This window comes from Cupriavidus sp. SK-4 (genome assembly GCF_000611125.1).
In the GTDB taxonomy this organism is placed as follows: domain Bacteria; phylum Pseudomonadota; class Gammaproteobacteria; order Burkholderiales; family Burkholderiaceae; genus Cupriavidus; species Cupriavidus necator.
Map to the genome: position 1 here is coordinate 22,074 of NZ_JFJW01000018.1, position 23,006 is coordinate 45,079.

At 66.8% G+C, this 23,006-nt stretch carries 26 protein-coding genes and 1 pseudogene; 10 read left to right on the forward strand and 17 right to left on the reverse strand.

Annotation, left to right across the window (positions count from 1 at the left end; all coding sequences use genetic code 11):
* Window positions 1-86: 86 nt before the first annotated feature.
* Window positions 87-254, forward strand: coding sequence for a hypothetical protein (locus CF68_RS37625; protein WP_010812488.1), 168 nt, complete (start codon window positions 87-89; stop codon window positions 252-254).
* Window positions 255-288: 34 nt separating this feature from the next.
* Here the strand turns inward: CF68_RS37625 and CF68_RS03885 are convergent, their stop codons facing one another.
* From CF68_RS03885 to CF68_RS03905, 5 genes are all read right to left on the reverse strand, one after another.
* Window positions 289-2,121 (reverse strand): hybrid sensor histidine kinase/response regulator, encoded by a 1,833-nt coding sequence (locus CF68_RS03885; protein ID WP_035816186.1) that lies wholly within the window; start codon window positions 2,119-2,121, stop codon window positions 289-291.
* Window positions 2,121-2,756, reverse strand: a complete 636-nt coding sequence (locus tag CF68_RS03890; RefSeq protein WP_035816187.1) for a response regulator transcription factor — start codon at window positions 2,754-2,756, stop codon at window positions 2,121-2,123. The genes CF68_RS03885 and CF68_RS03890 overlap by 1 nt, the downstream gene beginning before the upstream one ends.
* A 306-nt stretch (window positions 2,757-3,062) precedes the next feature.
* Window positions 3,063-4,682 carry a hypothetical protein gene (locus tag CF68_RS03895; protein ID WP_235205660.1) on the reverse strand — a complete coding sequence of 540 codons (1,620 nt, stop codon included), beginning with the start codon at window positions 4,680-4,682 and terminating at the stop codon, window positions 3,063-3,065.
* A 259-nt stretch (window positions 4,683-4,941) separates the two neighbouring features.
* Entirely contained in the window at window positions 4,942-5,583 is a 642-nt protein-coding gene (locus tag CF68_RS03900) for a hypothetical protein (RefSeq protein ID WP_035816189.1), read from the reverse strand.
* Window positions 5,584-5,705: 122 nt separating this feature from the next.
* Window positions 5,706-6,410, reverse strand: a complete 705-nt coding sequence (locus tag CF68_RS03905; protein WP_035816191.1) for a Crp/Fnr family transcriptional regulator — start codon at window positions 6,408-6,410, stop codon at window positions 5,706-5,708.
* A 268-nt stretch (window positions 6,411-6,678) separates the two neighbouring features.
* Here CF68_RS03905 and CF68_RS03910 point away from each other — a divergent pair, with 268 nt between their 5' ends.
* Window positions 6,679-8,313: an acyl-CoA synthetase gene (locus tag CF68_RS03910; RefSeq protein WP_035816193.1), complete on the forward strand. Its 1,635-nt coding sequence runs from the start codon at window positions 6,679-6,681 to the stop codon at window positions 8,311-8,313.
* A gap of 15 nt (window positions 8,314-8,328) precedes the next feature.
* On the opposite strand, the gene CF68_RS03915 is transcribed toward CF68_RS03910, so the two are convergent.
* From CF68_RS03915 to CF68_RS03925, 3 genes are all read right to left on the reverse strand, one after another.
* The gene (locus tag CF68_RS03915) at window positions 8,329-8,601 is read right to left on the reverse strand and encodes a DUF6566 family protein (RefSeq protein ID WP_035816194.1); all 273 of its coding nucleotides are present in this window, start codon (window positions 8,599-8,601) and stop codon (window positions 8,329-8,331) included.
* A 24-nt stretch (window positions 8,602-8,625) separates the two neighbouring features.
* Window positions 8,626-8,904, reverse strand: coding sequence for a hypothetical protein (locus CF68_RS03920; protein ID WP_035816195.1), 279 nt, complete (start codon window positions 8,902-8,904; stop codon window positions 8,626-8,628).
* 239 nt (window positions 8,905-9,143) lie between these two features.
* Entirely contained in the window at window positions 9,144-9,392 is a 249-nt protein-coding gene (locus CF68_RS03925) for a hypothetical protein (protein WP_035816196.1), read from the reverse strand.
* 136 nt (window positions 9,393-9,528) lie between these two features.
* On the opposite strand from CF68_RS03925, the gene CF68_RS03930 reads away from it, so the two are divergent.
* The 4 genes and pseudogenes from CF68_RS03930 (at window position 9,529) to CF68_RS03940 (ending at window position 12,941) form a co-directional block, all read left to right on the forward strand.
* Complete coding sequence (locus CF68_RS03930) at window positions 9,529-10,659, forward strand: AGE family epimerase/isomerase (protein ID WP_035816197.1); 1,131 nt, start codon at window positions 9,529-9,531, stop codon at window positions 10,657-10,659.
* Between the two features lie 292 nt (window positions 10,660-10,951).
* Window positions 10,952-11,137: pseudogene (locus CF68_RS35965) on the forward strand (DUF2827 family protein); the annotation flags it as partial.
* Window positions 11,138-11,193: 56 nt separating this feature from the next.
* On the forward strand, window positions 11,194-11,799 hold the full coding sequence (locus tag CF68_RS03935; protein ID WP_035816199.1) for an IS607 family transposase: 606 nt from the start codon (window positions 11,194-11,196) through the stop codon (window positions 11,797-11,799).
* Window positions 11,796-12,941 carry a transposase gene (locus CF68_RS03940; RefSeq protein ID WP_235205661.1) on the forward strand — a complete coding sequence of 382 codons (1,146 nt, stop codon included), beginning with the start codon at window positions 11,796-11,798 and terminating at the stop codon, window positions 12,939-12,941. The genes CF68_RS03935 and CF68_RS03940 overlap by 4 nt, the downstream gene beginning before the upstream one ends.
* Before the next feature lie 144 nt (window positions 12,942-13,085).
* Here the strand turns inward: CF68_RS03940 and CF68_RS03945 are convergent, their stop codons facing one another.
* From CF68_RS03945 to CF68_RS03965, 5 genes are all read right to left on the reverse strand, one after another.
* Window positions 13,086-13,319, reverse strand: a complete 234-nt coding sequence (locus CF68_RS03945; RefSeq protein ID WP_035816200.1) for a hypothetical protein — start codon at window positions 13,317-13,319, stop codon at window positions 13,086-13,088.
* 97 nt (window positions 13,320-13,416) lie between these two features.
* Window positions 13,417-13,785, reverse strand: a complete 369-nt coding sequence (locus CF68_RS03950; protein ID WP_035816201.1) for a hypothetical protein — start codon at window positions 13,783-13,785, stop codon at window positions 13,417-13,419.
* A gap of 60 nt (window positions 13,786-13,845) precedes the next feature.
* Window positions 13,846-14,544, reverse strand: a complete 699-nt coding sequence (locus CF68_RS03955) for an alpha/beta hydrolase (RefSeq protein ID WP_035816202.1) — start codon at window positions 14,542-14,544, stop codon at window positions 13,846-13,848.
* Between the two features lie 90 nt (window positions 14,545-14,634).
* Complete coding sequence (locus tag CF68_RS03960) at window positions 14,635-14,919, reverse strand: hypothetical protein (protein ID WP_035816204.1); 285 nt, start codon at window positions 14,917-14,919, stop codon at window positions 14,635-14,637.
* A gap of 183 nt (window positions 14,920-15,102) precedes the next feature.
* Window positions 15,103-16,107, reverse strand: coding sequence for an alpha/beta hydrolase (locus CF68_RS03965; protein WP_035816206.1), 1,005 nt, complete (start codon window positions 16,105-16,107; stop codon window positions 15,103-15,105).
* A 378-nt stretch (window positions 16,108-16,485) separates the two neighbouring features.
* Here CF68_RS03965 and CF68_RS03970 point away from each other — a divergent pair, with 378 nt between their 5' ends.
* The 4 genes from CF68_RS03970 to CF68_RS03985 all read left to right on the forward strand — a co-directional run bounded on the left by CF68_RS03970 (window position 16,486) and on the right by CF68_RS03985 (window position 19,510).
* A complete protein-coding gene (locus CF68_RS03970; RefSeq protein ID WP_035816209.1) occupies window positions 16,486-16,881 on the forward strand; it encodes a hypothetical protein in 396 nt (131 codons plus the stop codon).
* A gap of 273 nt (window positions 16,882-17,154) precedes the next feature.
* On the forward strand, window positions 17,155-17,721 hold the full coding sequence (locus tag CF68_RS03975) for a TetR/AcrR family transcriptional regulator (RefSeq protein ID WP_035816210.1): 567 nt from the start codon (window positions 17,155-17,157) through the stop codon (window positions 17,719-17,721).
* Window positions 17,722-18,130: 409 nt separating this feature from the next.
* A complete protein-coding gene (locus CF68_RS03980; RefSeq protein ID WP_035816211.1) occupies window positions 18,131-18,715 on the forward strand; it encodes a hypothetical protein in 585 nt (194 codons plus the stop codon).
* A gap of 207 nt (window positions 18,716-18,922) precedes the next feature.
* A complete protein-coding gene (locus CF68_RS03985; RefSeq protein WP_035816212.1) occupies window positions 18,923-19,510 on the forward strand; it encodes a TetR/AcrR family transcriptional regulator in 588 nt (195 codons plus the stop codon).
* Here the strand turns inward: CF68_RS03985 and CF68_RS03990 are convergent.
* From CF68_RS03990 to CF68_RS04005, 4 genes are all read right to left on the reverse strand, one after another.
* Window positions 19,496-20,251, reverse strand: a complete 756-nt coding sequence (locus tag CF68_RS03990; RefSeq protein ID WP_035816214.1) for an alpha/beta fold hydrolase — start codon at window positions 20,249-20,251, stop codon at window positions 19,496-19,498. The two genes, CF68_RS03985 and CF68_RS03990, sit on opposite strands and share 15 nt — an antisense overlap.
* Window positions 20,248-21,270: a M14 family zinc carboxypeptidase gene (locus CF68_RS03995; protein WP_035816216.1), complete on the reverse strand. Its 1,023-nt coding sequence runs from the start codon at window positions 21,268-21,270 to the stop codon at window positions 20,248-20,250. The genes CF68_RS03990 and CF68_RS03995 overlap by 4 nt, the downstream gene beginning before the upstream one ends.
* Window positions 21,271-21,274: 4 nt before the next feature.
* Window positions 21,275-21,976 carry an HAD family phosphatase gene (locus CF68_RS04000; RefSeq protein ID WP_035816218.1) on the reverse strand — a complete coding sequence of 234 codons (702 nt, stop codon included), beginning with the start codon at window positions 21,974-21,976 and terminating at the stop codon, window positions 21,275-21,277.
* A 124-nt stretch (window positions 21,977-22,100) separates the two neighbouring features.
* Window positions 22,101-22,988, reverse strand: coding sequence for a LysR substrate-binding domain-containing protein (locus CF68_RS04005; RefSeq protein WP_035816220.1), 888 nt, complete (start codon window positions 22,986-22,988; stop codon window positions 22,101-22,103).
* Between the last annotated feature and the right edge of the window lie 18 nt (window positions 22,989-23,006).

Sequence of the window (23,006 nt, forward strand, 5' to 3'; positions counted from 1 at the left end):
ACGCATTTCCGCAAGACCCCCGCATCACGCCCCCGTCGGCAGCCCACCGAAGTAAAGCAATAAGAACAATGGCAAGGGAGACATCCATGCAAGTCTATGACAGCCTGCTGTATGTGACTGCGATGGTGCTGGTGTGTTTGTATGTGTATCTGGGCGTGCTGTCCCGCAGCACGGCGATCCGGCTGGGTTCCCCGGCGATCGTTGCGGGGCTGGTGCTCGCCTATTCGCTGTCCCCGCTGCATTCGGGCGGCTGACGCCGCCGGCCCCCGGCTGAGCGGGGGGTGCTGCTTACCTTGCCACGGCCGCCGCCTGACGGTCGGGGTCGGCTTCGCCATGCGTGGCCGGGTTGCGCAGCAGCGCATCGATCGCTGCCTGTAATTCCTGCGATACCACCGGCTTGTGCAGCAGCGCGGTGCCGGACGCGTGCGCGGTGCGCAGCCGGTCTGCCGCCGTATCCCCCGTGATGATGATTGCTGGCACGTGCCGGCCGAGCCGCTGGCGGATCGCGTCCAGCGCTTCCTGGCCGGTGCGGTGGCCGCGCAGGCGGTAGTCCGCCAGGATCAGCGCCGGGGTGAAGGAAGACAGCAGCGCGAGCGCGTCTTCCTCGGATTCGGCCGTGCGGCACTCGCATTGCCACGCCGCCAGCAGTTCGGACATGGCGGTGCGGATGGCGGCGTCGTCGTCGATCACCAGCACGCGCAGCCCGTCCAGGGCGTGCGGCGCCGGCGGGCGTGGCGCTTCTTCCGGCGTGCCCCATGCCAGCGGCATATTGAAGCGGAACACCGAGCCGCGCCCGGGCCGTGAGCCCAGCGTCACGCGCGTGCGCATGGTGCGCGCCAGGCCGTCGACAATGGCCAGGCCCAGGCCCAGCCCCTTGCGCTGGTCGCGCTCCGGATTGCCCAGCTGGTGGAATTCCCGAAAGATGTCCCGGTGCTGCGCGGCGGGTATGCCGATGCCGGTGTCCCATACCTCGACCACGGCGTGCAGCCGGTGCATGCGGCAGGCCACCAGCACGCCGCCTTGCCAGCTATAGCGGATGGCATTGGCGATCAGGTTGCGCAGCACCAGTTCGACCAGCGTGGGGTCGCCGTAGAGCATGGCGGTGGTATCGCGCGTGCGGTACACCAGCCCGCGTGCGTCGGCCTGTGGCGCGAACTCGTTTTCCAGCTTGTGCAGCAGCGGCTGCAGGCGGAAGGCGCGCGCCCGCGGCGTGATCACGCCGGCCTCCAGCTTGGAGAAATCCAGCAGCGAGTTCAGCATCTCGCGCGCCGCGCCGGAAGAGGCTTCAATATGCGCCACCAGCTGGCGCTGGCGTTCATCCAGCTCGGAGCGCCCGAGCGATACCAGGAACAGTCCCATTGCATGCAGCGGCTGGCGCAGGTCATGGCTGGCGGAGGCCAGGAATACTGACTTGGCCCGGCTGGCGTCTTCGGCCGCATGCTGTGCGGCCTCGGCGCGCGCGGTCTGATCGCGCAACTGCGAGATCAGCTCCACGTTCTCGAAGCGCAGCGCAATCGCCTGCCGCGCCACGCGCGCGTAATTGCGGGCAAAGACCAGCAGCACGCACAGGTACAGCGGCGTGCCGAGAAACATCGGCAGGTACTCGATATCGCCGGTGGCAAGGAATGCGATCCAGACCGGCACGATCGCAGGAAGGAAGAAACCGATTGCCACCGGCAGGCAGGCCGAGAACACGGCCAGCGCCGCCGCGCTCATGCCGGCGATCAGCGACAACACGCAGATCACCACCGCTGGCTGGCGCACGTCCAGGTACAGCCATGCCACCAGGCCCCACAGCGCGCCGATCAGCGTCAGCATCGCGGTCATGCCGCGCGCATAGCGCCCCGCGCCGGCTTCGGACAGCCGTCCCGGCAGCCGCAGCCGGCCGAAGTACGCAATCGCGCAGGCCAGGGCCATCGCGCACGCCCAGGGCAGGGCGCCGGGCCGGTTGCCGGTCAGGGTCAGGCCCGTCGCCAGGATAAAGGCCGCCAGCGAGCAGCCCAGCATGGCACTGCTGAAGCTCTGGTCGATCAGGTTCATCTGCGCGGCCAGTAGCCGCGGCTCGTCGTAGCGGGGCAGCCACGGCAGCCGCATGCGTGACGATGCAGCAAGGTCCGCCATCACCGTGCCGCCTGCACGAGGCCACGGCGCTGGGCTTCAAGGATGGCTTCCAGGCGGCTGACGACCCCAAGATGACTGAGGATGGCCGCGACATGGACTCGCACCGTGTTTTCGGACAGGCCCATATGGTAGGCAATGACCTTGTTCGAGCGGCCCAGCGTGAGCTGGTGCAGCACCTCCAGCTGGCGCGGCGTCAGCGTGCTGGCGGCATAGGGCGCCGGGGGCGGTTGGGTGCCCGCATCGGCATCGCCGGAAAAATGCGTGCCGCCTGCCAGGCAACAGGCGATCGCTTCCTCGATCTCGCGGGCATCGGCGGACTTGGGCAGGAAGCCCGCGATGTCGCGCCGCACCTCGGCCGGGATGATCTCAAGGCCCGATGTGCCAGACACGATCAGGATGCGCGCGGTGGGGAAATGCCGGCTCAGCACCTTGACGCCTTCGATGCCGTTCAGCCCCGGCATCTGGATATCGAGCAGCAGGATGTCCACGGCCGCGCCGTCATGGTCCTGCACCGCCTGCATCACCGAGCCGGCCTCGATGATATGCGCCACGCTGGGGCTGTCGGCCAGCACCAGGCGCAGGCCGGTGCGGAACAAGGTATGGTCGTCGATCAGCAGCAGTCGGGCCTGGGACATGGGCGAGGGGCGGGCAGCGGGCGAAAGCCATTGGACAAGAATCCCGGGCGCTTGTCCATGCACAAGATGCGTGAGTGCGACTAGTCCGGAAAGATTATTTGCCGCGCGGCGTGGCGATGCGAAGATTCTAGCCGTGGGCAGTTCCGCGACGTGTCTACACCACTTTTCCTTACCCACTACCACCCGGCGGTGGGTATTTTTTTGCCTGCGGTCGGAGCGGGAAAGAAAAAAACCGGCGCCGTAAGGCGACGCCGGCTTGAATCGTTGTCCGGACTTGGCTGTCCGGATTGACGACTTGCAGCGGAGTTACGGGCGGTTGACCGAGATGCTGAAGAAGCGGCGAGCCGTATTCACGCCGATCGCCACATTCAGGCCCGTGTTGCCGAACGACATGCTGATGGCTTCACTACCGCCGCTGTTGTTGGGAGTCGGGGCGCGGTAGCGCAGGCCGTCGAGCGGGGTGTTCACCTTCCAGGTGTCCACCCGTCCGTCGTCGCGCTCGCGCGTGTACGTGTTTGCCTGGGCATCCACCGCGGTGAACCTGACTGTGGAGGCCGTCGTCGCGCTGATGCCATCGGGTGTAGCGGAGTTGCTGTCCACCGGGAGAATGTTCGTGTCCCAGAACGAATTGGTCGCGCCCACGGCAGGCAGCCCACGGGCGATCCGCCTGGTGGCCATCGTGAATCCGTCACCGTGGGTGAAGACGATGACCAGCTGCCCGTCGGTGCCCTTGAACGCATAGGCCCGCTCAGCACCACCGTCCTGGTCGGTGACGTTCAGCCCGCCATCGGGGTTGAGCGTGATGGTGGGAAATTCATCCGGCAGCCATGCCGAGCACGAATCCAGGCCCGAGCAGTCTGCGCCGGCGGTCACCTTGCCCGCGGCATCCAGGCTGAAGTTCACGCGCGACGCCGCGTATGGCGACGGGCCATCGCGCTCATAGCCAAGACCATTCCAGTCGCCGGCCAGGTCGGCCAGGGTCAGTGCCTGGGCAGGAATCAGCAGGGCAGGCAGGCGGTTGACCGTGCCAGCCGGTGGCATCACCACGCTCAGGCCCGACTTGGAGACCAGCACGGTGTCGGTGCCTGCGGTGAAGCGGCAGGCTTCCGATGCGTCGGCGGTGAAGGTGGTGACGTCGGTGCCCAGCTTGAACTGCAGCGTGGCGGCGTCCATCTCGCCGGTTTCGCCAATTGGCGTGCCCAGTTCTACGACGTGGTACTTGCCGGTCTTCAAGCCGGCGCAGCTGGCCGCTGCCGGTTGCAGTGCGGTCTGGACTGCCGCCGCACCGGCATTGGAAGCGACTGCCGAAGAGAGCTCGGCCAGCGTCGTCTTGCTTGCCTCCAGGCGATCACCCAACTGGTCCAGCAACTGGTCCTGCGCATTGCCGGCGTTGGCGCCGTTGGCGGCCACCAGCGGGTCCTTGACCGGGTCGATGCTGGAAAGGTCGACCACACCCGTCAGCACCAGGCGCACCGCGCCGATGGCCGCGTTCACGTTGTCGGTGGAGAGCCTGGCTTGCGCGTTTGCATCAAACTGCTCGAAGAAGGCATCGGTATTGCCCTGTGCCAGCGAAGCGGTGACCAGCTCGGTCAGCGGCGTGATGTTGGCCGTCGCGGTGGTGCCGGTGCCGGCTTCGACCACGGAATGCAGCGTGGTGCCGTCTGGCGCCGTGACGCTGAGCACGCAGGGGCGCGTCGCGCCTTCGATGCTGATGGTGAAGCTGCCGTCCGCCGCGGTGGTGGCGGTGCCGCTGCCCGATGCGCACTTGGCCTGCACGGCGGCATTGCCCAGCGCAGCGCCAACTGCGGCCGTGCCGCTGATCTTGGTCGCGGCAGGCGCCGCCGTGGTGGTGGTCGGCGCGGTCGAACCGCCATCGCCGCCTCCGCATGCAGACAGGACCGCCGTCGCCAGACCCGTCAAGAACATTTGTTTTGTTTTCATCCCGTTTTCGCCCTGTATGGTTTTTGTTCTGGTGGAGTCCTGCGGTGGTCGATATCCGGCTCATGCAGGCCCCGCCCGCAGGGTGGCTGACCCGCCCCGCGAGGCGAGTCTGCGTGATAGGGGGGATGGGGCCAACCCGAGTTCAGGCGATTGACAAACTGTCGGGAGTGTGTGGGCAGAGGCTGCTGCGGCAATGCTGCAGGATGGCTCAAATTCCCCGCTGTGTGACGCGCAGGCCGCTGTGTCAGGCAGCCGTTGGCACAAGGCCGGGCCAGGTGGCAGCGGGCACTGTGGTGCGGTTGCCTGCCCGGCAGTCTTCCACCAGGCGCGCCGCATCGATGCCGAACCAGTTCTGCCAGCTGCGCGCCAGCGCGCTGCCGGAACGCAGGCCGGCATGCGCCGCCAGCACGTCCAGCGAAGACACCGGGCCGGCGGCGGCCAGCGCGTGCAGGGCATGGGCGGCGCGTTGCTCGCGCAGCAGCGGGTGCAGGGCCTCGCCTTCGGCGAAGAGCCGGGCGCGCACCTGGCGTGCGGGCACCTGCCATTGCGCGGCCAGGCGCTCGACATTCCAGTCGGTATCGGGGCGGGAAAAGACCAGGCCGGCGAAGCGGCGCGACCAGGGCCTGTCGCCGGGCTTGCCGGCCAGGCGGGGACATTCACTGTCCGGGACGGCGGTCAGGACGATGGCGCAGGGGTGCTGCCACGTGCCGGGCAAGTCGCAGTCGAAGTGGGCAAAGGCGTGGACCACGAACGGGTCGCCGGGCCGCACCTCGCGCCGCGCATTGGCGTCGCGCAGGCTGGCCGTGCCGTGCAGGGCTTGTACATGCACGGCAAAGGGAAAGCGCAGGCGGGCAAAGCGGACGTGGTGACGGCTGACAAGCGGCATGCGGAAGACAACCCGGAAGCTGAGCGGGGGGTGCGGCCGGTAACTGTCGCAGGATTCCACGGGGTGCGCAAGGCCGCGGACCTCGTCCGTTTGATCGTTCACGGCGCCCGGTGACGGCAGCGTTACAGCTCGGACAGCCCGAAGTGGCGCAGCCGGGGCAGGTCGGTCACGCGGATGCTCTGGTAGGACAGGTGGACCATGCCGGCATCGGCCAGCCGGCGCAGCGCCTGATTGACCCGTTGGCGCGACAGCCCGGTCAGCAGGCCGATCTCTTCCTGCGACAGCTCCAGCACGGGGCTGGTGCGCGGATACAGGTCCGGGTGGAACAGCTGCGCGATGGCCTGCGCCACGCGCGCATCGGCACCCAGCAGGCGGTCGTTCTGCACGGTGGCGATGAACTGGCCCATGCGCTCGTTGAGCTGGCGCACGACAAAGCTGGCGAACGGCAGGCTCTGCGCCAGCAGCGTGTTGAACACAGGCTCTGGCACCAGCAGCACCTGCGAGTCGCGGATCGCGATCACGTCATAGCGGCGGTCTTCGCGCTTGATCACGCTGCCTTCGCCGCACCAGCCGCCCGCGGGCACGCCGGAGAAGGTGCAGCCGCGCCCGTCGGGGGTGTACACCGCCAGCTTGATCAGGCCGCTGTCCACGCCGATCCAGTGGCGCGACGGCTCGCCGCGCCGGGCGATGAAGGCGCCCGCGGCAAAGGACTGCAGCAGCGTTTCGCGCGCGGCCAGCGCCTGGTGTTCCGGCGCCAGGGCGCCGAACCAGGCATGGCCGGCAAGGACTGCGGCTGGGGCGGAATTCGGGTCTGCAGGTTCGCTCATGGCATGGACGCGCGGCTCGGGCCGGGTCCCTGTAAGAATCGTGTAAGCCTTGCCTGGCCCGGGTTTGCGGCAGGTTTGTCGTCTGGGCGACAGTGCGCCAGCGTGTGCGATGATAGCCTTGTGCCAGAAAAAGTGACAGCGCCGGATGGCGCGGACAATGGTCACTTCGCCCCGGACATCGCTGCACCCATGCAGCGCATTGACAGCATCACGCGGCCTGTTGCGCGGCCCCGCCGCCAACGCCGCCAGATACGCGGAGACACAAGCAATGCCCACCGATTTCGACAGCGGCCTGGCCCGCAACGCGGCCAACTTCGTGCCGCTTACGCCCATCGACTTCCTGGTCCGCGCGGCCGAGGTGTACGGCGAGCGCCTGGCCATCGTGCACGGCCCGCTGCGCCAGAACTGGCGCGACACCTATGCGCGCGCACGGCGCCTGGCCAGCGCGCTGGCGCGTGCCGGCATCGGCAAGGGCGATACCGTGGCCGCGCTGCTGCCCAATACGCCGGCCATGGTGGAGGCGCATTTCGGCGTGCCGATGGCGGGTGCCGTGCTCAATGCGCTGAATATCCGCCTCGATGCCGCCAACCTGGTCTTCATGCTGCGCCATGGCGAGGCGCGCGTGCTGCTGGCCGATACCGAGTTTGCCGACCTGGCGCGCCAGATGGCGCTGGAAATCCCCGGCCTGAAGGTCATCGCCGTGCATGACGTGCTGGGCCCGCAAGAGGTGCCGTTCGGCGACACAGACTACGAAGCGTTCCTCGCCTCGGGCGACCCGGACTACGCGTGGCACATGCCGGCCGACGAGTGGGAAGCCATTGCGCTGAACTACACCTCGGGCACCACCGGCGACCCCAAGGGCGTGGTCTACCACCACCGCGGCGCGGCCATCAATGCCGTGTCCAATATCCTCGAGTGGGATTTGCCCAAGCACCCGGTCTACCTGTGGACGCTGCCGATGTTCCACTGCAATGGCTGGTGCTTCCCGTGGACCGTTGCGGCGCGCGCGGGCGTCAACGTATGCCTGCGCAAGTTCGAGCCCAGGCTGGTGTTCGACCTGATGCGCGAAGAGGGCGTGACCCACTACTGCGCCGCGCCGATCGTGCATACCGCGCTGGTCAATGCGCCCGCCGCGTGGCGCGAGGGCGTGCGCGGCCCGGTGCGCGGCATGGTGGCCGGCGCACCGCCGCCGGCCGCGGTGCTGGCGCAGATGGAGGCGATGGGGTTCGAGCTGACCCATGTCTATGGCCTGACCGAGGTCTACGGCCCGGCCGCGGTCTGCGCCGAGCAGGATGACTGGAGCACGCTGTCCGAGCAGGACCGCGCGGTCAGGAAGGCGCGCCAGGGCGTGCGCTATCACCTGCAGTCGCAGGTGGCGGTGCTCGATCCCGATTCCATGCAGCCGGTGCCGACCGATGGCGAGACCATCGGCGAGATCATGTTCCGCGGCAATATCTGCATGAAGGGCTACCTCAAGAACGAGAAGGCCACGCGCGAGGCCTTTGCCGGCGGCTGGTTCCATACTGGCGACCTGGGCGTGTGCATGCCCGACGGCTACATCAAGATCAAGGACCGCAGCAAGGACATCATTATTTCCGGCGGCGAGAACATCTCCAGCGTGGAGGTGGAAGACGCGCTCTACCGCCATCCCGCGGTGCTGGCTGCCGCGGTGGTGGCGCAGCCCGATGCCAGGTGGGGTGAGACCCCATGCGCGTTTGTCGAACTGAAGGACGGCGCCAGCGTCAGCGCGGAAGAACTGATCGCGCATTGCCGCACGCTGCTGGCGGGCTTCAAGGTGCCCAAGGCGGTTTACTTCGGGCCGCTGCCCAAGACCTCGACCGGCAAGATCCAGAAGTTCGAACTGCGACGCAAGGTGAAGTCGGATTCGGCGATCGACGTGTGACGCGCAGAAGCGGCGCTAGTGCAGCGCCGCGTCCTCGGCATCGCGCTGGCCGGCGATGTGCGTGTCGATGGCCTCGCGTCCCCAGGCAATGCCCGCGCGCGTGGCGTCGATGGCGCAGCCAAAGCGCGTCTGCGCGGCCGGGCAGGGCAGCGCCAGCTTGTTGCCGTGATGCCAGATCTCAGCGCGCAGCGTCCACCACCCGTCATGCTGGCCGCCATAGCGCAGCGCCGCGACATGGATGCGGTGGCCGCGGTACGTCACGTTCTGGTCATGCCATCCGCTGGGCATAGGCGTAGGGCACGCCGGGGCAACTCAGCGCGCCCGCATCTCGGCGGGGGTGCCGGCTTTGGGCGGGCGGTGCCAATCCTGATCGATATCGGGGAACACTTCACATTCACCCCGCACGATGTTCTCAATGGTGGCGCATACGCATTCGGTGCCGCGCGGCCCCACGCACACCAGGCTGCGCGGATGGTCGGTGTGCTGCGGGATGGCATAGACGCGCATGCCCTCGCGGAAGAGGGGATGCTTGGCGAGGCGCTCGTTCATCAGTTCAACGAAGCGCTGGGGCGTGACGACCGGCTTATCCATTGCATGCTCCTGCGGCCTTGCCCACCGTGCCCGTTTCTAGGTGCGGCATGGTGACCAGGTCAGTAAAGGCCAGGAATATGACAGGCAGGTGGCAGGAAGCGCCCCGGGCAGCATACGTTGCCCGGGCGTGGCCGGAACGGAAAACCGCGGGTAAATGCATACCCCGCGTTGCCACTGCCACGCTTCCAGACTAGGACACGCGGCACGTAGTGCAAGTATTGCGCGATGCTGCGGACGCTTCAGGTGGCGCGCAGTTCGCCTGCGGCGCGCGGACCGTTCAGTATGTCGTTGCCGGCGGCCCAGCAGGCGGCTTCGGCCTCCGCACGGGAGCCGTAGGTGGATGGCGCCGCGACGGTGCAGTCCTCGTCGGCGGCGCCACAGCGTTCTTCCATGACGATGCGCCAGGTGAACTGGCCGGGTGCATCTTCAAGGACGTGAAGCACCAATGTGCGGTGATCGTCAGTCAGCGTGAGGGGCAAAGTCGACATGGGTGTCTCCCTTTCGCGGGTGGGCGCCATTGATGCTAGCAAGAGGTCGCCGCAAATGCCATGACTGTCTTGCGGCCGCGGCATGGCAAGATACGGCCTTTGCGGCCTTCGCCGCGCCTGTACTTTCCGCCAGACCATGCCCATCTCGCCTGAGCTCAACCAAGGGGTCGCCGCCCTGACGGCACATTACGATGCCACCGTGCTGCCGCTGTGGACCGCCAGCGGCTGGAATGCCGACCTGCTGCTGCCCTACGAGGCACTCGACGGCGCCAGCGCCGCGCCGTTGCCGCCGGCCCGCTATCGCGCCATGGCGTGCGCACGCCAGCTCTACGTGTTCTCGCTGGCCGGCAACCATGCGCATGCAGATACGCTCTTCGGCTCGCTGCAGGCCTACTTCGGCAATGGCGAGGGCGCGTGGCTCTACAGCGTCGACCCGGCCGGCACGGCGCTCGATGCCACGCGCGACCTCTATACGCATGCCTTCGTGATCTTCGCCTGCGCCAACTATCATGCGCGGCGCGGCAATCCCGATGCGCTCGACGTGCTCGATGAAACCGTCGATGTCGTCGAGGACCTCTTCAGCGACGAACAGGGCCTGTACCACGCCGCGCTTACCGAGCATTTCCGGCCCAAGGGTGCCGGCGTGCTGCAGAACCCCATCATGCACCTGACCGAGGCCTACATGGCCGCGCTGGATGCGACCGGGGACGAGTGGTATGCCGAACGCCTGCGCGAGATCGCGATGGCCGTGCATGAACGCTTTGTCGATCCGGCCAGCGGCTGCATCGCTGAACTGCCGCAAGGCAGCCCCGGCAACCGCATCGAGCCGGGCCATCAGTTCGAGTGGTTCTCGCTGGTGGCAGGCCGGCCGGCATTGTTCGGTGACTTGCCGCTGGCCGGTACGCTGCACCAGGCCTTTGCCTTTGCACAGCGGCACGGCGTGGTGCCGTCGACGCAGGGCGTCAGCGCGGCACTGAACGCCGATGGCTCCATGCTGGACGATACCCAGCGCATCTGGGCGCAGACCGAGTACGCGCGCGCGCTCGCCGTGCATGGCGCGCCGGAGTCGCTGGCGGCGCTGGAAGCCTGGACGCAGCAGTTTCGCAGCCGCTTCCTGCACGACAACGGCTGGCATGAAAGCCTGGCGCGCTCGGGCAGCGTGGTGCGCGCCGAGATGCCTTCGACCTCGCCGTACCACCTGGCGACGTCCTACTCGGCGCTCGCCGCGCTGACCGGCGCGGCGTGGCCGGCCCCGTCAGGGGTTTAGGCCGCCCCGCACGCTTCGCGCGAGTCCTCGGTCCCTCCCGGTTATCTGGCGCAGCCTGCTGCGCAGGCTGCGCGCAGCACTCCACGTTGCCAGCCGCGCCATCCAATGTTGGCGATGGAATGCAACTGACCCGGTATTCAACTGCATCGGCTGGTGGACAGGCATTCCTCACTGCACGTGTCCTGGTCCGCGGTCATGATTTCGAATGCCGTATATCCGCGTGAAGATTACCCTGAGCCCCGGGTAATTGTTCTGATTTTGGCAAGGTTTAAACGGATGTACTGGTGGGGCTGACATCGTCGTCACGCACCAGTGGGAAAACGGGCTCAACTACCTCTACTACGATGCCGCCAATGGCCGCTATCCGCTGGTCCACAACTCGGACTTGTTGGCCGGCTTTGGCTACCAGTATGCGTCCTTCGACGCCCAGGACGGGGCCAGAGCACTGCGCGAGGCGGTGCGGCAGCACGATGCGCGGCCGGAGCGAGCAACTGATACTCAATTCTTGCTCAGAAGTATCTATAGTTGCTCGCTATGAGAAAAGTCTATCGGATCAACGAATTCGCAAAGCGCATCGGACGGGCTCCGTGTACGGTGCGCCGCTGGGAGCGCGAGGGCATCCTGGCGGCTAAGCGCCTGCCTTCCGGACATCGGTACTTTGACGAGTCCGATGTCCGGGCGATACTTGGCGGCGGGCCTGAGAAGCGATCGACAGCCGTGTACTGTCGCGTCAGTAGCGCTGGACAGCGCGACGACTTGCAATCTCAGGTGGCGGCGATGGAGGAATATTGCCGGGCTGGCGCGATTGCTGTGGACGAGTGGATTCAGGAAGTCGGTGGCGGCATGAACTTCAAGCGCAAGCGTTTCCTCGCGCTGATTGAGCGCATCCAGCGCGGTGAGATTGAGAGAGTTCTTATCGCCCACAAGGCTCGTTCGCTTCGGATTCGACCTGCTCGACCATCTTGCGCGCGAGAACGGGTGCGAGATCAGGAATCGCTGTCGCCAGAGCAGGAAATGGCTGAGGACCTGCTTGCCATCGTCCATACGTTCTCGTGCCGCCTGTACGGCATGCGCAAGTACAAAAAGCAGATCAAGGAAGACTATCCGGGTAGCAAGGAACCGAAGGAAATCCTGGAATGACACCCGTCACCCGCACTCTCTATGCGACGTCTTCGTGCGTGCCTGCGCTTCGCGCGGTGTGCCGGGCGACGGCGTTCGTCCGAGCGGACCTCTGGCGTCGCTACGGCGCGCTGGGGAACGTCGGCAAGAGTGCGGCTGACATCCGCAAGGAAGTGACGGCTGGCGGCTGGTATGCGTCGCTCGCGGTGGACGGCACGATCCGAGCCGAGACCACGAAGGACGCCGTCAACGACATCCTGACGTACAAGGCGGCCGCATGCGCGAAGGTGCGACAGGCCATCGCGAAGCGGACCTGCGACGAGGCAGAGCGAAAGCGGCTCTATACCCTGCTTAAAAGTGACAAGTGGCTCGAAGACAAGTATCTGCACCGGATGATGCGCAAGTACTTTCGGCACGGCGTTTCGAGTTGCGACAATCAGTTCATCGTCCGCTCGGACAAGCATGAGAGCCGCGTCAGGGACGGGCACCTTGTCATCACCATACACATCGCCAGGCAATATGGCCCTCCGATCGAGCTCACGACGAACAGCAACGGCAAGAACGTGGACCTCACGGGTTGCAACCTGCGTGTGATCGTCAAGGGTGACGCGGTCGAAATCCACTACGCTACTGCGAAGGCCCACGGGCGCCCCTGCGGTTCGGGGGAAATTGGCGTCGACAAAGGCTACACCGAGGCCTTCGCCGATTCAGATGGCGAGCATCATGGGCAGACCTTCGGCGCCGTGCTGAGCGCTTTCAGCGACCAGGTTTCGAGGACCGGCAAAGCACGGAACCGGCTGCATGCCCTTGAAAAAGCCCATCGCAAAGCCGGTCGCGTCGCCAAGGCCGAGCGCATCAGGAAGTGCAACCTCGGACGCGTGAAACTGCAGGCGCGCAGGGACCGCACGAAGCAGCGGTTGCGCACGAGTGCCTACCAGTCCGCCCATACCATCGTGGACAAGGCGGCAGTGGTCGGTTCGGAAGATCTGACGTCACCCATCAAGGGGAGGGGTCAGTGGCGGCACTACAACCGCCGCATGAGCGCATGGGCCAAGGGTGTACTGGCTCAAGCGCTCGATGAAGTTTGCACGCAGCGTGGGGCGACGCACGCGCTGCTGCGCGGCGTTTGTGGCGGTGCAGGTCTTGCGCCTGCAGTGGCGTAGCTGCTACCGCGCTCTTATCAATTCTTTGCAGTCGTCGGTGGGCACCGCGCCTACACTCAAGCCCGCGCTCCGGCACGTGCTGTTGTTCTTCTTAACCACTGGTCGTCGTTCTGAAGTTACGGGCCGGGGCGCGCCCGATGCGGCTCAGCGCCGCGCGCCCAGGGCCTGCGACAGCCGCTCCGGCTGTTGAGCGGCCGGGGACGCAGCGTGGGTCTGGATCAGGCCTGTGCCCGCGGGCTTCACCCGGACGGCCATTTGCTGGCCCCTTTTGGCGGCCTGGGTCTCGGCGTGGTCATTCAGGATCAGGCACAGCAGTGTCAGCAAGGCTGCTGCGATCATGCTCAGCGCGATCCAGGCCAGGCAGTGCTTGCGTTCCATGGTAGGCGGGAGGGGGGCGTCATCAGTGCGCGAAGTTTACGCGCCCGCGCGCAATGCAACTGTCAATCTTTGCAAACGCCGCCGGCCGCCGGGCCCGCTATTCCGTCACGCCGTTTTCATGCAGCAGCCGTTCGCATTCATCCAGCATGTCGTGGGCGAAGGCCGACTGGTAATTGGGATCGAGCGCTTCCATCATTTCATGCGCAGCATACAGGCCGGCCTCGCGTGACAGCGATTCAGCCAGCTGGCGCGCGAACTGGTCGCTCAGTTCCGACAACAGGCGCCGCTCGGACAGCGGCAACTGCAGCTTCGAGCGCGACAGCCATTCGCCGGCCAGCGTCGCTCCTTGGGCGTCTGTCATCCATTGGCGGTGTTCGTAGTAGGCCGACAGCCGTTCGGCGGCCAGCGCGAACAGCAGCGCCTTGCGGGTATTGAAATCGATCCTGGGCAGTGGGGCGAGGGTCATGCTAGCGGGGTGGTGCGATGCGCGGCGCAGCGGCCGGCAATCATCTTGTCAGGGAGCGGATCAGGACTGCGCGGTGGCTGCCTGCGCAAAGCGCGCTGCCAGCCAGGCGCCGATGGCGGCAATCTCTTCCAGGCAGACCGAATGGCCCATCGGATAGGTGTGCCAGGTCACCGGGTGCTGCCGCGCCTGCACGAAATCGCGGGCGGCGACGCCCAGCTGCAGCGGCACCACGTCGTCCTGCGTGCCATGGGCGGCAAACACGGGCGTGGTGGCGTTGGCGGCGTTGGCCTCGGCCGCCACCGCCACCGCTGCCGGCGCAGGGATGTACGTGGACAGCGCGACGATGCCGGCCAGCGTCTCGGCATGGCTCAGCCCGGCCGTGTAGGCAATCGCACCACCTTGCGAGAAGCCTGCCAGCACGATGCGGTGCGTGGGGATGCCACGGGCGTTCTCGCGCGCAATCAGTGCACGAATGGCTTCGCAAGAGGCACGGATGCCGGCTTCATCGGCGCGTCGGCCGGATTCATCGAGGGAATAAATGTCATACCAGGCTGGCATGACATAACCGCCGTTGCAGGTCACGGGGATAGCCGGCGCGTGCGGGAAGATAAAGCGCACGCCGGGCGCTGCGGGCAGGCGCAACTCAGGCACGACCGGGGCGAAATCGCTGCCGTCGGCGCCCAGCCCATGCATCCAGATAACGGCGCAGGCGGGATTGGGCGCGGTTTCGATTTCGATCGCGGGCAGCAGTTCGCTCATGGGGCTGGTTCCTGTGGACGGTGCGCCTGCGCGCCGCACGGGCGCCAGGCAGCGCGAGTATCGCACAGGTCGGGGCCAGCCCCGGCCGCGTCAGGCCGCGGACGGAACGATCGGGACCGTGGTGAGGCCGGGCGTGCGTGCCGGCAGCTCCGGCATGGCAGGCGGCGCGGCGCGGCGCTTGTCGACCACGTCTTCCACGCCCTTGGCCGAGACATCTTCCAGGAACGCCACCATGTCGCGGTAGTAGGCGACCTGCATCTGCGCTTCCAGCAAGCGCCGTTCGGCCTGGAACAGCGTCAGCCTCATGTCTTGCAGTTCCCTCTCGGCGATTTTCTCCGGGGTCGGCGGACTGAACAGGTTTGCAAGCCAACGCATGGCAGTACCTCCAGTGCTGTCAATGGCGAAATTGCGATGCTCGTGCCATGGGGTCCAATATAGACAAGAATTCGGCAAAAAGTCTCTCGGGCACCTCGCCGTGGCGCCTCGCCCACAAGGATGATTGCCCGTGGCGGACGTCTGCGGTAGATTGTGCGGCCAGGGTCCGGCCGTCCCGCGACCCTACTGCCCGTGCTTGCCGCTTGCTGTCGCCAACGTGCCTGTGCGAGTGCCCGGTGTGCCTGCCTGATCCGTGTTTTCAGGCGGATCGCCTTCATATTTCGCGTCGTTTCCTGCCAACAGTGCCTGCATGGCATCGCCGTCCTGCGCGCGCACAAAGCGCAGGATCGGCGGCCAGAATGCCTCGATATGTTCCGGCAGGATGGCTGCGTCATGCGGCATGGCATCCAGCATCACCAGCGCATGCAGATGCCTGGCCGCACGGGCCACGCGTTCCGCGTGGGGTGGGACGATCACCGCGTCGTCTCGGCTGTGCACCACCAGCAGCGGCCGCTCCAGCCGGCTGGCACGCGCGGCGTTGTTCCACGGATCCGGCAGCAGCCATGCGGCCCATGCGGGTATGCGCCCGGTCTGCACCGCGGCCAGGCGCGCCGAACTGAAGCCCGCTGCAATGACATAGCCGTCGGGCTGCGGGTCGAAACGCTGCGCCACTTCCAGCAGGATGCCCGATCCGAGCGAATGCCCCAGCACCACGCGCCGTTTTGCCTGCGGCGTGGCTGCCAGGAATTGCCGGTAGGCGGCCAGCGCATCCTCGCGCAGGCGGCGCACGCTTGGCCGCCCGCTGCTGCGGCCGTAGCCGCTGTAGTCGAAGACGTAGGAGGCGATGCCCGCGCCGGCCAGCATGGACTGGACCGGGGCCCAGTCGGGCAGGCTCTCATTGTCGCCGTGGCACACCATCAGCGCCGGCGCTTCGGGGTCCGCGGCCGGCATGAAGGCGGCGTGCAGGATGCGATTGCCGCTGGCGAACGTGGCGTGGCGCACCGTCAGGGCTGAAATGTCGGGTGCTGCCGCGTCCATTGTTTCATCCGTCGGCGTGACAAAGGCTCTGCGTTCCACCGCACGAAACAGTAGATGCCGCGCAACACCCGCGGCCACGGCGAGTGCCGCGGCGGTGGCGAGCCAGCGGTGGCGGGATGCCGGCTGAGCGGGGCGGGAGCCTTCAGGCATGGCAAAGTTTCGGGAGGGCGTTCCCTTCAGGCTAGCAGGCGATCGGCGTCCGGGTGAAGAAAAGTTCATTCGCACGCGTGCCTCAAGTGGATTTCCGTCCATATCGTGCAGCGTCAGCAGGCGGCTATCAGCCCGATAGAAAAGTTTTGCCTTGACTATCTACCTAGTAGTAGATAGCATTCAGTCCATGGCACCGCTGCACCGCCGGAAGGAAGCAAGAACGGGCGGAAAAGTGGCGATCCCATTGCATGACCGGCGCGGTCATTTTTTCAGCACCTGGCATCTATCTACTGGTAGATGCAGCATGAAAGAGCGACCTGCCACAGCCACTGATACCGAATTGACGCGATCCCGAAACATCGCACCCAGGAGCCCATCATGAATGCCAAGTTCGCCAAGACCCTGATGACCGCCGCCACCCTTGCCGCCGCACTGGCAGGTGGCGTGGCGCAAGCCGCCAGCGTGCAAGACAACACCTCGGCTGGCGACAAGTACGGTTACAGCTACCGCGCCGGCAAGTTCGATACCTTCACGGAAGGTGCCCGCACCGGCAAGTTCGACCCGTTCACGGAAGGCGCCCGCGCCGGCAAGTTTGATCCGTACACCGACGGCGCACGCGTCGGCAAGACCGATCCCTACACGGACGGCTACCGCACCGTGGCTGGCCTGGACCGTAATGGTGTGTCGGCCGAGCCGGCCCGCAGCTTGGACCCGTACACGGACGGCGCGCGCGTCGGCAAGTTTGACCCGTACACCGACGGCGCCCGCGCCTGATTACTGCCGGCTGTGAGGCCGGCGGCCAACACCTTTACGGCGGCGGTCCCGCTGACTGCCGTCCGATGGAGTCCATCATGAGTTTGCATAACAGCGTCCTGCTGCTTGGCGGATGGTTGGTGCTTTGCGTGACGAGTGGCTCGATGATCACCTTCGCCGCGCAGGTCCTGCCAGGCTAAAGCATCCTGAGAACATGCCCCGAGGCTAGGGAATTACCCCAGCCCCGGGGCATTTCAACTTGAGCGCCTATCTTCGCGTAGATAAACTGCCTTCATGAAAACGCAATCGGTACGCGAGCAACTGCTCGAGCACACCCTTGTCCTGATCCGCCGCCGCGGCTTTAACGGCTTCAGCTACCGCGACCTGGCGGAGCTGGTGGGGGTCAAGACCTCCAGCATCCACTATTACTTCCCGACCAAAGAGGATCTGGTCCAGGAGGCGGTGAAGGAATACAGCGCCCGCCTGGCCGAGCGCATCCGCTCCATCGACACCAGCCTGCCGGTCACCGAGCAGGCCGCCATCTACCTGGCGCCGTTCCGCGCCAGCTGCGGCTCGGACCAGATCTGCCTGTGCGGCATGTTGTCGACCGAGACGCTGTGCCTGCCGGAGCCCGTGCACAAGATGCTGCAGGGCTTCTACCTGATGAACGAACAATGGCTGGCCGGCCTGCTGGAGCGCGCGCAGCCGCAGCGCAGCACGCCGTTCCCGGTGCCGCCGGCGCGGCTGGCGCAGGTGGTATTTGGCTCGCTGCAGAGCGGGCTGATTGCGGCGCGCCTGTTCGGGACATCTGACCGGGTGGAAGCCGCCGCCGATACGTTGATGGCCGCCGTCGCCGGCTAAGTTTTTCGCGCAATATCAGTGGCGCGCCTGAAGCCGCCATGTGGCGCAAGCTGCATGGCGGCTTTTTATTTGCAGCCAGCCGGATCGCCGCAGGCGCCTTTGGATCCGGGATAAGTGCTTTTAAAACAATGACATAGAGCCAAGAAGGCATAGGCTATCGGGCCGATAGAAATGTTTTTCCTTGACTCTCTACCTAGTAGTAGATAGTATTTGACTCATGGAAGCGCTGCACCGCCGGCAACAAGCAAGACAAGGCGAAAACGTGGCGGTCCCATTGCATGACCGGAGGCGGTCATTTTTTCGAGACTGATTATCTATCTACTAGTAGATGCGGCATCGAAAGAACAACCTGCCACAGCCACTGATACCGAACTGACGCGATCCCGAAACTTCGCACCTGGAGCCCATCATGACCAAGATCACCAAGACCCTGATTACCGCCGCCACTCTTGCCGCCGCTCTTGCGGGCGGTGTTGCGCAAGCGGCCAGCGTGCAGGAAAGCACCTTCGCCGGCGACAAGTACGGCTACACCTTCCGCACCGGCAAGTTCGACACCTTCACCGAAGGTGCCCGCACCGGCAAGTTTGATCCGTTCACCGAAGGCGCCCGCGTTGGCAAGGCCGATCCGTACACGGACGGTGCCCGCACGGTAGCCGGCCTGGATCGCAGCGGCGTGTCGGCCGAACCTGCCCGCAGCTTCGACCCGTACACCGACGGTGCCCGCGTTGGCAAGCCTGATCCCTACACGGATGGTGCCCGCACGGTAGCCGGCCTGGATCGCAGCGGCGTGTCGGCCCAACCTGCCCGCAGCTTCGACCCGTACACCGACGGTGCGCGCGTTGGCAAGGCTGATCCCTACACGGACGGTGCCCGCACCGTAGCCGGCCTGGACCGCAGCGGCGTGTCGGCCCAACCGTCGCGCAGCTTCGACCCGTACACCGACGGTGCCCGTGTTGGCAAGGCTGACCCCTATACCGACGGCGCCATCGCCTGAGAGCCGGCCGGCGTGATGCCGGCCATTGAAACCCGCCGGGCCGCCTGGGTGCGGCCCGTCTTCAGGAGTTGATCATGCGTTGGCGTGACACTGCGTTGATCCTTGGCGGATGGGTAGGGCTTTGCTTTGCAAGCGGGTCCCTCATCACGCTGATCGCACAAACGCTGCCGGCCTGAACGGCGCAGCAGCAAGACGAGGAGTAATGCCATGAACACCCGATCCGTACGCGAGCAACTGGTCGAACATGCGCTGGTGCTGATCCGCCGCAGGGGGTTCAACGGCTTCAGCTACCGCGACCTGGCCGACCTGGTCGGGGTCAAGACCTCGAGCATCCATTATTACTTCCCGTCCAAGGACGACCTGGTGCTGGAAGCGGTGCGCGAATACGGCGTCCGCAGGCGGGCGCGCCTGCATGCGATCGACGCCAGCCTGCCGCCTGCCGAGCAGGCGCGGCAATACCTTGCGCCTTTGCTCGCGGGTGTCGGCACCGACCAGGCTTGCCTGGTGAGCATGCTGTCGGCCGACGTGCTGATGCTGCCAGACGCCGTGCGCGCCGCGATGCAGGACTTTATCCGGCTCAATGAGCAATGGCTGGCCAGCTTGTTCGAGCGCGCCGCCGCGCAGCGCAAGTCGCCCTATCCGGTGCCGCCGCAGCAGCTGGCGCAGGTGGCGTTCGGGGCGTTGCAGAACGGCTTGATCAGTGCGCGGCTGTTTGGCACGCCGGACCGGCTGGATGCCGCGGCGGCGCTGCTGACCAGCGCCATGCCGGCGGAACAGGCCTTAGCCGCGGCCTAGCACCACCGAGCCGGCGACGGCATTGCACAGCCATTGCGGGTCGTCGTGGGGCAGGTCATGCCCGGCCCAGTGGTGCGTCAGCAACTGCGCTCCCCAGGCTTGCGCGATGCGCGCCGAGCACACCGGGTTGACCAGGCGGTCTGCCGCCGAGGCAAGCAGCAGTGCCGGGCAGCGCGGCGCACTGGCGGGGGCACGGTAGCGGGCCGCGGCCAGCAACTGTGCCAGCGCGGATTGGCGGCTCACCGGTGCGTCGGCGGCAATGGCCTGCCAGTTCTCGATATCGCGCGCTAGCGTATCGGTGCGCGCACAGGTGATGGCATGTATGGTCCGCTCGCAGTACGCGCGGTCCTGCCAACGCTGCGCCACGCGCAGCAGCTTGCCCCAGTTGCGCGGCCGCAGGCGCTGCGCCGGCGTGCAGAACGGCCGCATGCTGGTATTGACCAGCACCAGGCCGCCGACTTCCTCAGGATAGGCGCTGGCCCACTCGGTCGCGGCCATTGCGCCCAGCGACATCGCCAGCACGCGGTAGGGTCCGTGCGTGCCGGCGGCCGACAACTGGCGCCGCACCGCGGTGACCATCTCAGGCACGCTCCACGGCGCCGGCTGCGCGGACAGCGCGCCGTTGCCGGGCAGGTCGGGCAGCAGCGGCCGCCCCAGCCCGGACGCTTCCCAGCGCGCCGGCAAGCTTCCCCAGTGGCGCGATTCCCGCGTCAGTCCCCGCAAGAATACCCATCGGCTCATGGCGGCGGCTCCGTCTGCCAGTGTGCGCGTGCCTGCAGCAGCAGGTCGTCGCGCTGCGCGCCGCGCGGCAGCCAGCGATCCGGCGCAAAGGCCACGCGGCCCAGGAAGTCGAACAGGCTCACGTGCCGGCGCAGCACGCGCGCGGTGCGGTGCGCCTTGATCGGGTTGAAGATGCCCTCGCGCGAGAACAGCTGGCGCGGGTTTTTCTTGATCCACAGCCACGAGCCCAGTTCCAGCGTCATCGGCAGGAACAGGTTGCCATGCGGCGTCAGGTCATAGGCATGGTCCCACAAGTCGCCGTGCAGCAGGTACTGGTGGCTTTGCGGCTCGAAGGTGTAGCCGTGGTGCGGGTGGGCCTGCTCGAACAGCGTCTTGAGCAGGTACATCTCCGGCAGGTGCGCCATCGGCCGGCGCGTGCCCGCGTACGGAAACCAGATGCTGTCGCGCCAGCCGTAGCCCGAATGGCAGTCCACCGCAAAGCTGAGCGGGCGCGGCAGCAGTTCTTCCTGCACCACGCGCAGCAGCGCGCGGCTTTCCGCTTCCATCGGCGCGCCCGCCGGGCCGCGGTACCAGGGCAGCCAGGCGCCGATGCGCTGGCCGCCGGCCAGGAAGGGCACGCGCGCATCGGCGTCCTGCGGCCCGTTGCGCATCAGGTCGACGCCGTTGGGGTTGGCGCGGGTGCCGGCCCACATGCCGCCGGGGTTGATGATCGGCATGAACACCAGCCGCACCGACTGCAGCTCGTGGTGCAGCAGCTCGTCCCACGCGAGCCGGCTCAGCACCGAGCGCAGGTAGTCCAGCACCAGCTGCGTGCCGATGCGTTCCAGCCCGTGGATGCCGCCGAAGATGCCGATCGCAGGCGCGCCCGGATCGCGGCTGCCGAGCGTGGCGACATGGACGCCGAAGCGACGGCCCTGCACCATGGTTTCGCAGACCACCCGCGTATCCAGCACGTGGCTGCCCATATCCAGCAAGGCCAGCAGCTGGTCGTACTCGGGGAAGCCGGCGTGCGGGTGCATGGACTCAGGCGGTCGACACGCCGGCCGTGCCGAACAGGTGCAAGACCGGCCACCCGCGTGCCTCGGCCGCGTCCCGCAGCGTTGAATCCGGGTTGACGGCGACCGGGTGGCCAACGCTTTCCAGCAGCGGCAGGTCGTTGCGGGAGTCGCTATAGAAGGTGGCCTGCGCCAGCGCCGTGTGCGCAATGCCCAGCGTCTCGAGCCACGCCAGCACCCGCAGCACCTTGCCGGGGCCGAAGGCCGGCACGCCGGCCAGCGCGCCGGTGAATTCGCCATGCGCGTCGTGTTCGGCCTCTACCGCGAGCAGGTGCGGCACGCCCAGCTGGCGCGCAATCGGTTCGGTGACAAAGCGGCAGGTGGCGGTGACGATGCAGCACAGGTCGCCGGCGGTGAGGTGGCGGGACAGCAAGTCCAGCGCGGCCGGATGGATGGCGGGCAAGATCACCTCGCGCATGAACTCCGCGCGCCATTGCGTGAGGCGTTGGCGCGGGTGGCGTGCCAGCAGGCCCAGGGCAAAGCGGGCATGGGCGGCAAAGTCCAGGCGCCCGGCCTGGTAGGCGGCCAGCCAGCGCGCATTGTGCGCATCGATCTCGGCAGCCTCGGCGCCGCCCACGGCGACGAGGTAGCGGGCCCATTCATACTCGCTGTCCAGCGGCAGCAGGGTGTGGTCGAGGTCAAACAGGGCAAGGCGGGGGGCAGCGGGCATGCGGGATAGCTCAGTTGGCGAAACCGGCAAGCTTGGCGCGGCGTGGTGACCGCGCGGTGATGAAGGACCCAAGTTTTCCGATACCGGCATTGGCGCTTTGTCTGGCGCGGCAGGCATGCGGGTGTCAGGCGGCGTGGGTGGCGGCGGGCGGCTCGTCCAGCGCCACGCAATCCAGGAAGGCGCCGACCAGCCGGGTCTCGCGCCGGCTCTGCAGGCAGTATAGGTATTCATGCAGCACCGGCGCGCCTTGTGCGAACGGCACCACGCGCAGCAGCGGGTCGCGCGGCACCTCGCCAAGCGGCACCACGCTGGCGCCCAGACCCTGGCGGATGGCCTCGTAGATGGCCTCGCGGCTGCCGATCACGGTGTGCGGCGGCAGTTCCAGCCCGCACGCGGCCAGCGCCGTCTCGGTGGCCTTGCGCGTCATCGAGCCGTGCTCGCGCACCAGCAGGTGGCAGCCGCGCAGTTGCGGCAGCTCGACCTGCGGCAGCCGCGCCAGCGCATGGTCCGGATGGACCACCAGCACCATCGGGTCCGACGCCAGCCGGATGCAGGCAAGCCGGTCATCGTCCACCGGGTGCGACGACACCGCGGCGTCGATGCGGTACTCGAACAGTGCCTCCAGCATCTGCTGCGAGTTGCCGATATCGAGGCTCACGTCGATCGCCGGGTAGCGCTGCCGGAACGCCGCCACCGCGCGCAGGATGTAATAGGGGCCGGTGGCGCCGATGCGCAGGTTGCCGAAGCGCAGGTTGCCGGCGTTGCGCAGCAGGTAGTCGGCATTGCCTTCCTGCTGCATCAGCTGCTCGACCACCGGCATCAGCGCCACGCCCACGTCGCTCAGGTCGACGCGGCTGGCGCGGCGGTGGAACAGTTCCACGCCGTAGGTCTCTTCCAACTGGCGGATGCGGCCGGTGACAGTGGGCTGGCTGATGCGCAACTGCCTGGCCGCCATGGTGATGCTGCCCTGGCGCGCCACTTCGAAAAAGGTCATCAGCAGGTCGCCGAGCATGGTCATCCGCAGGAAAGT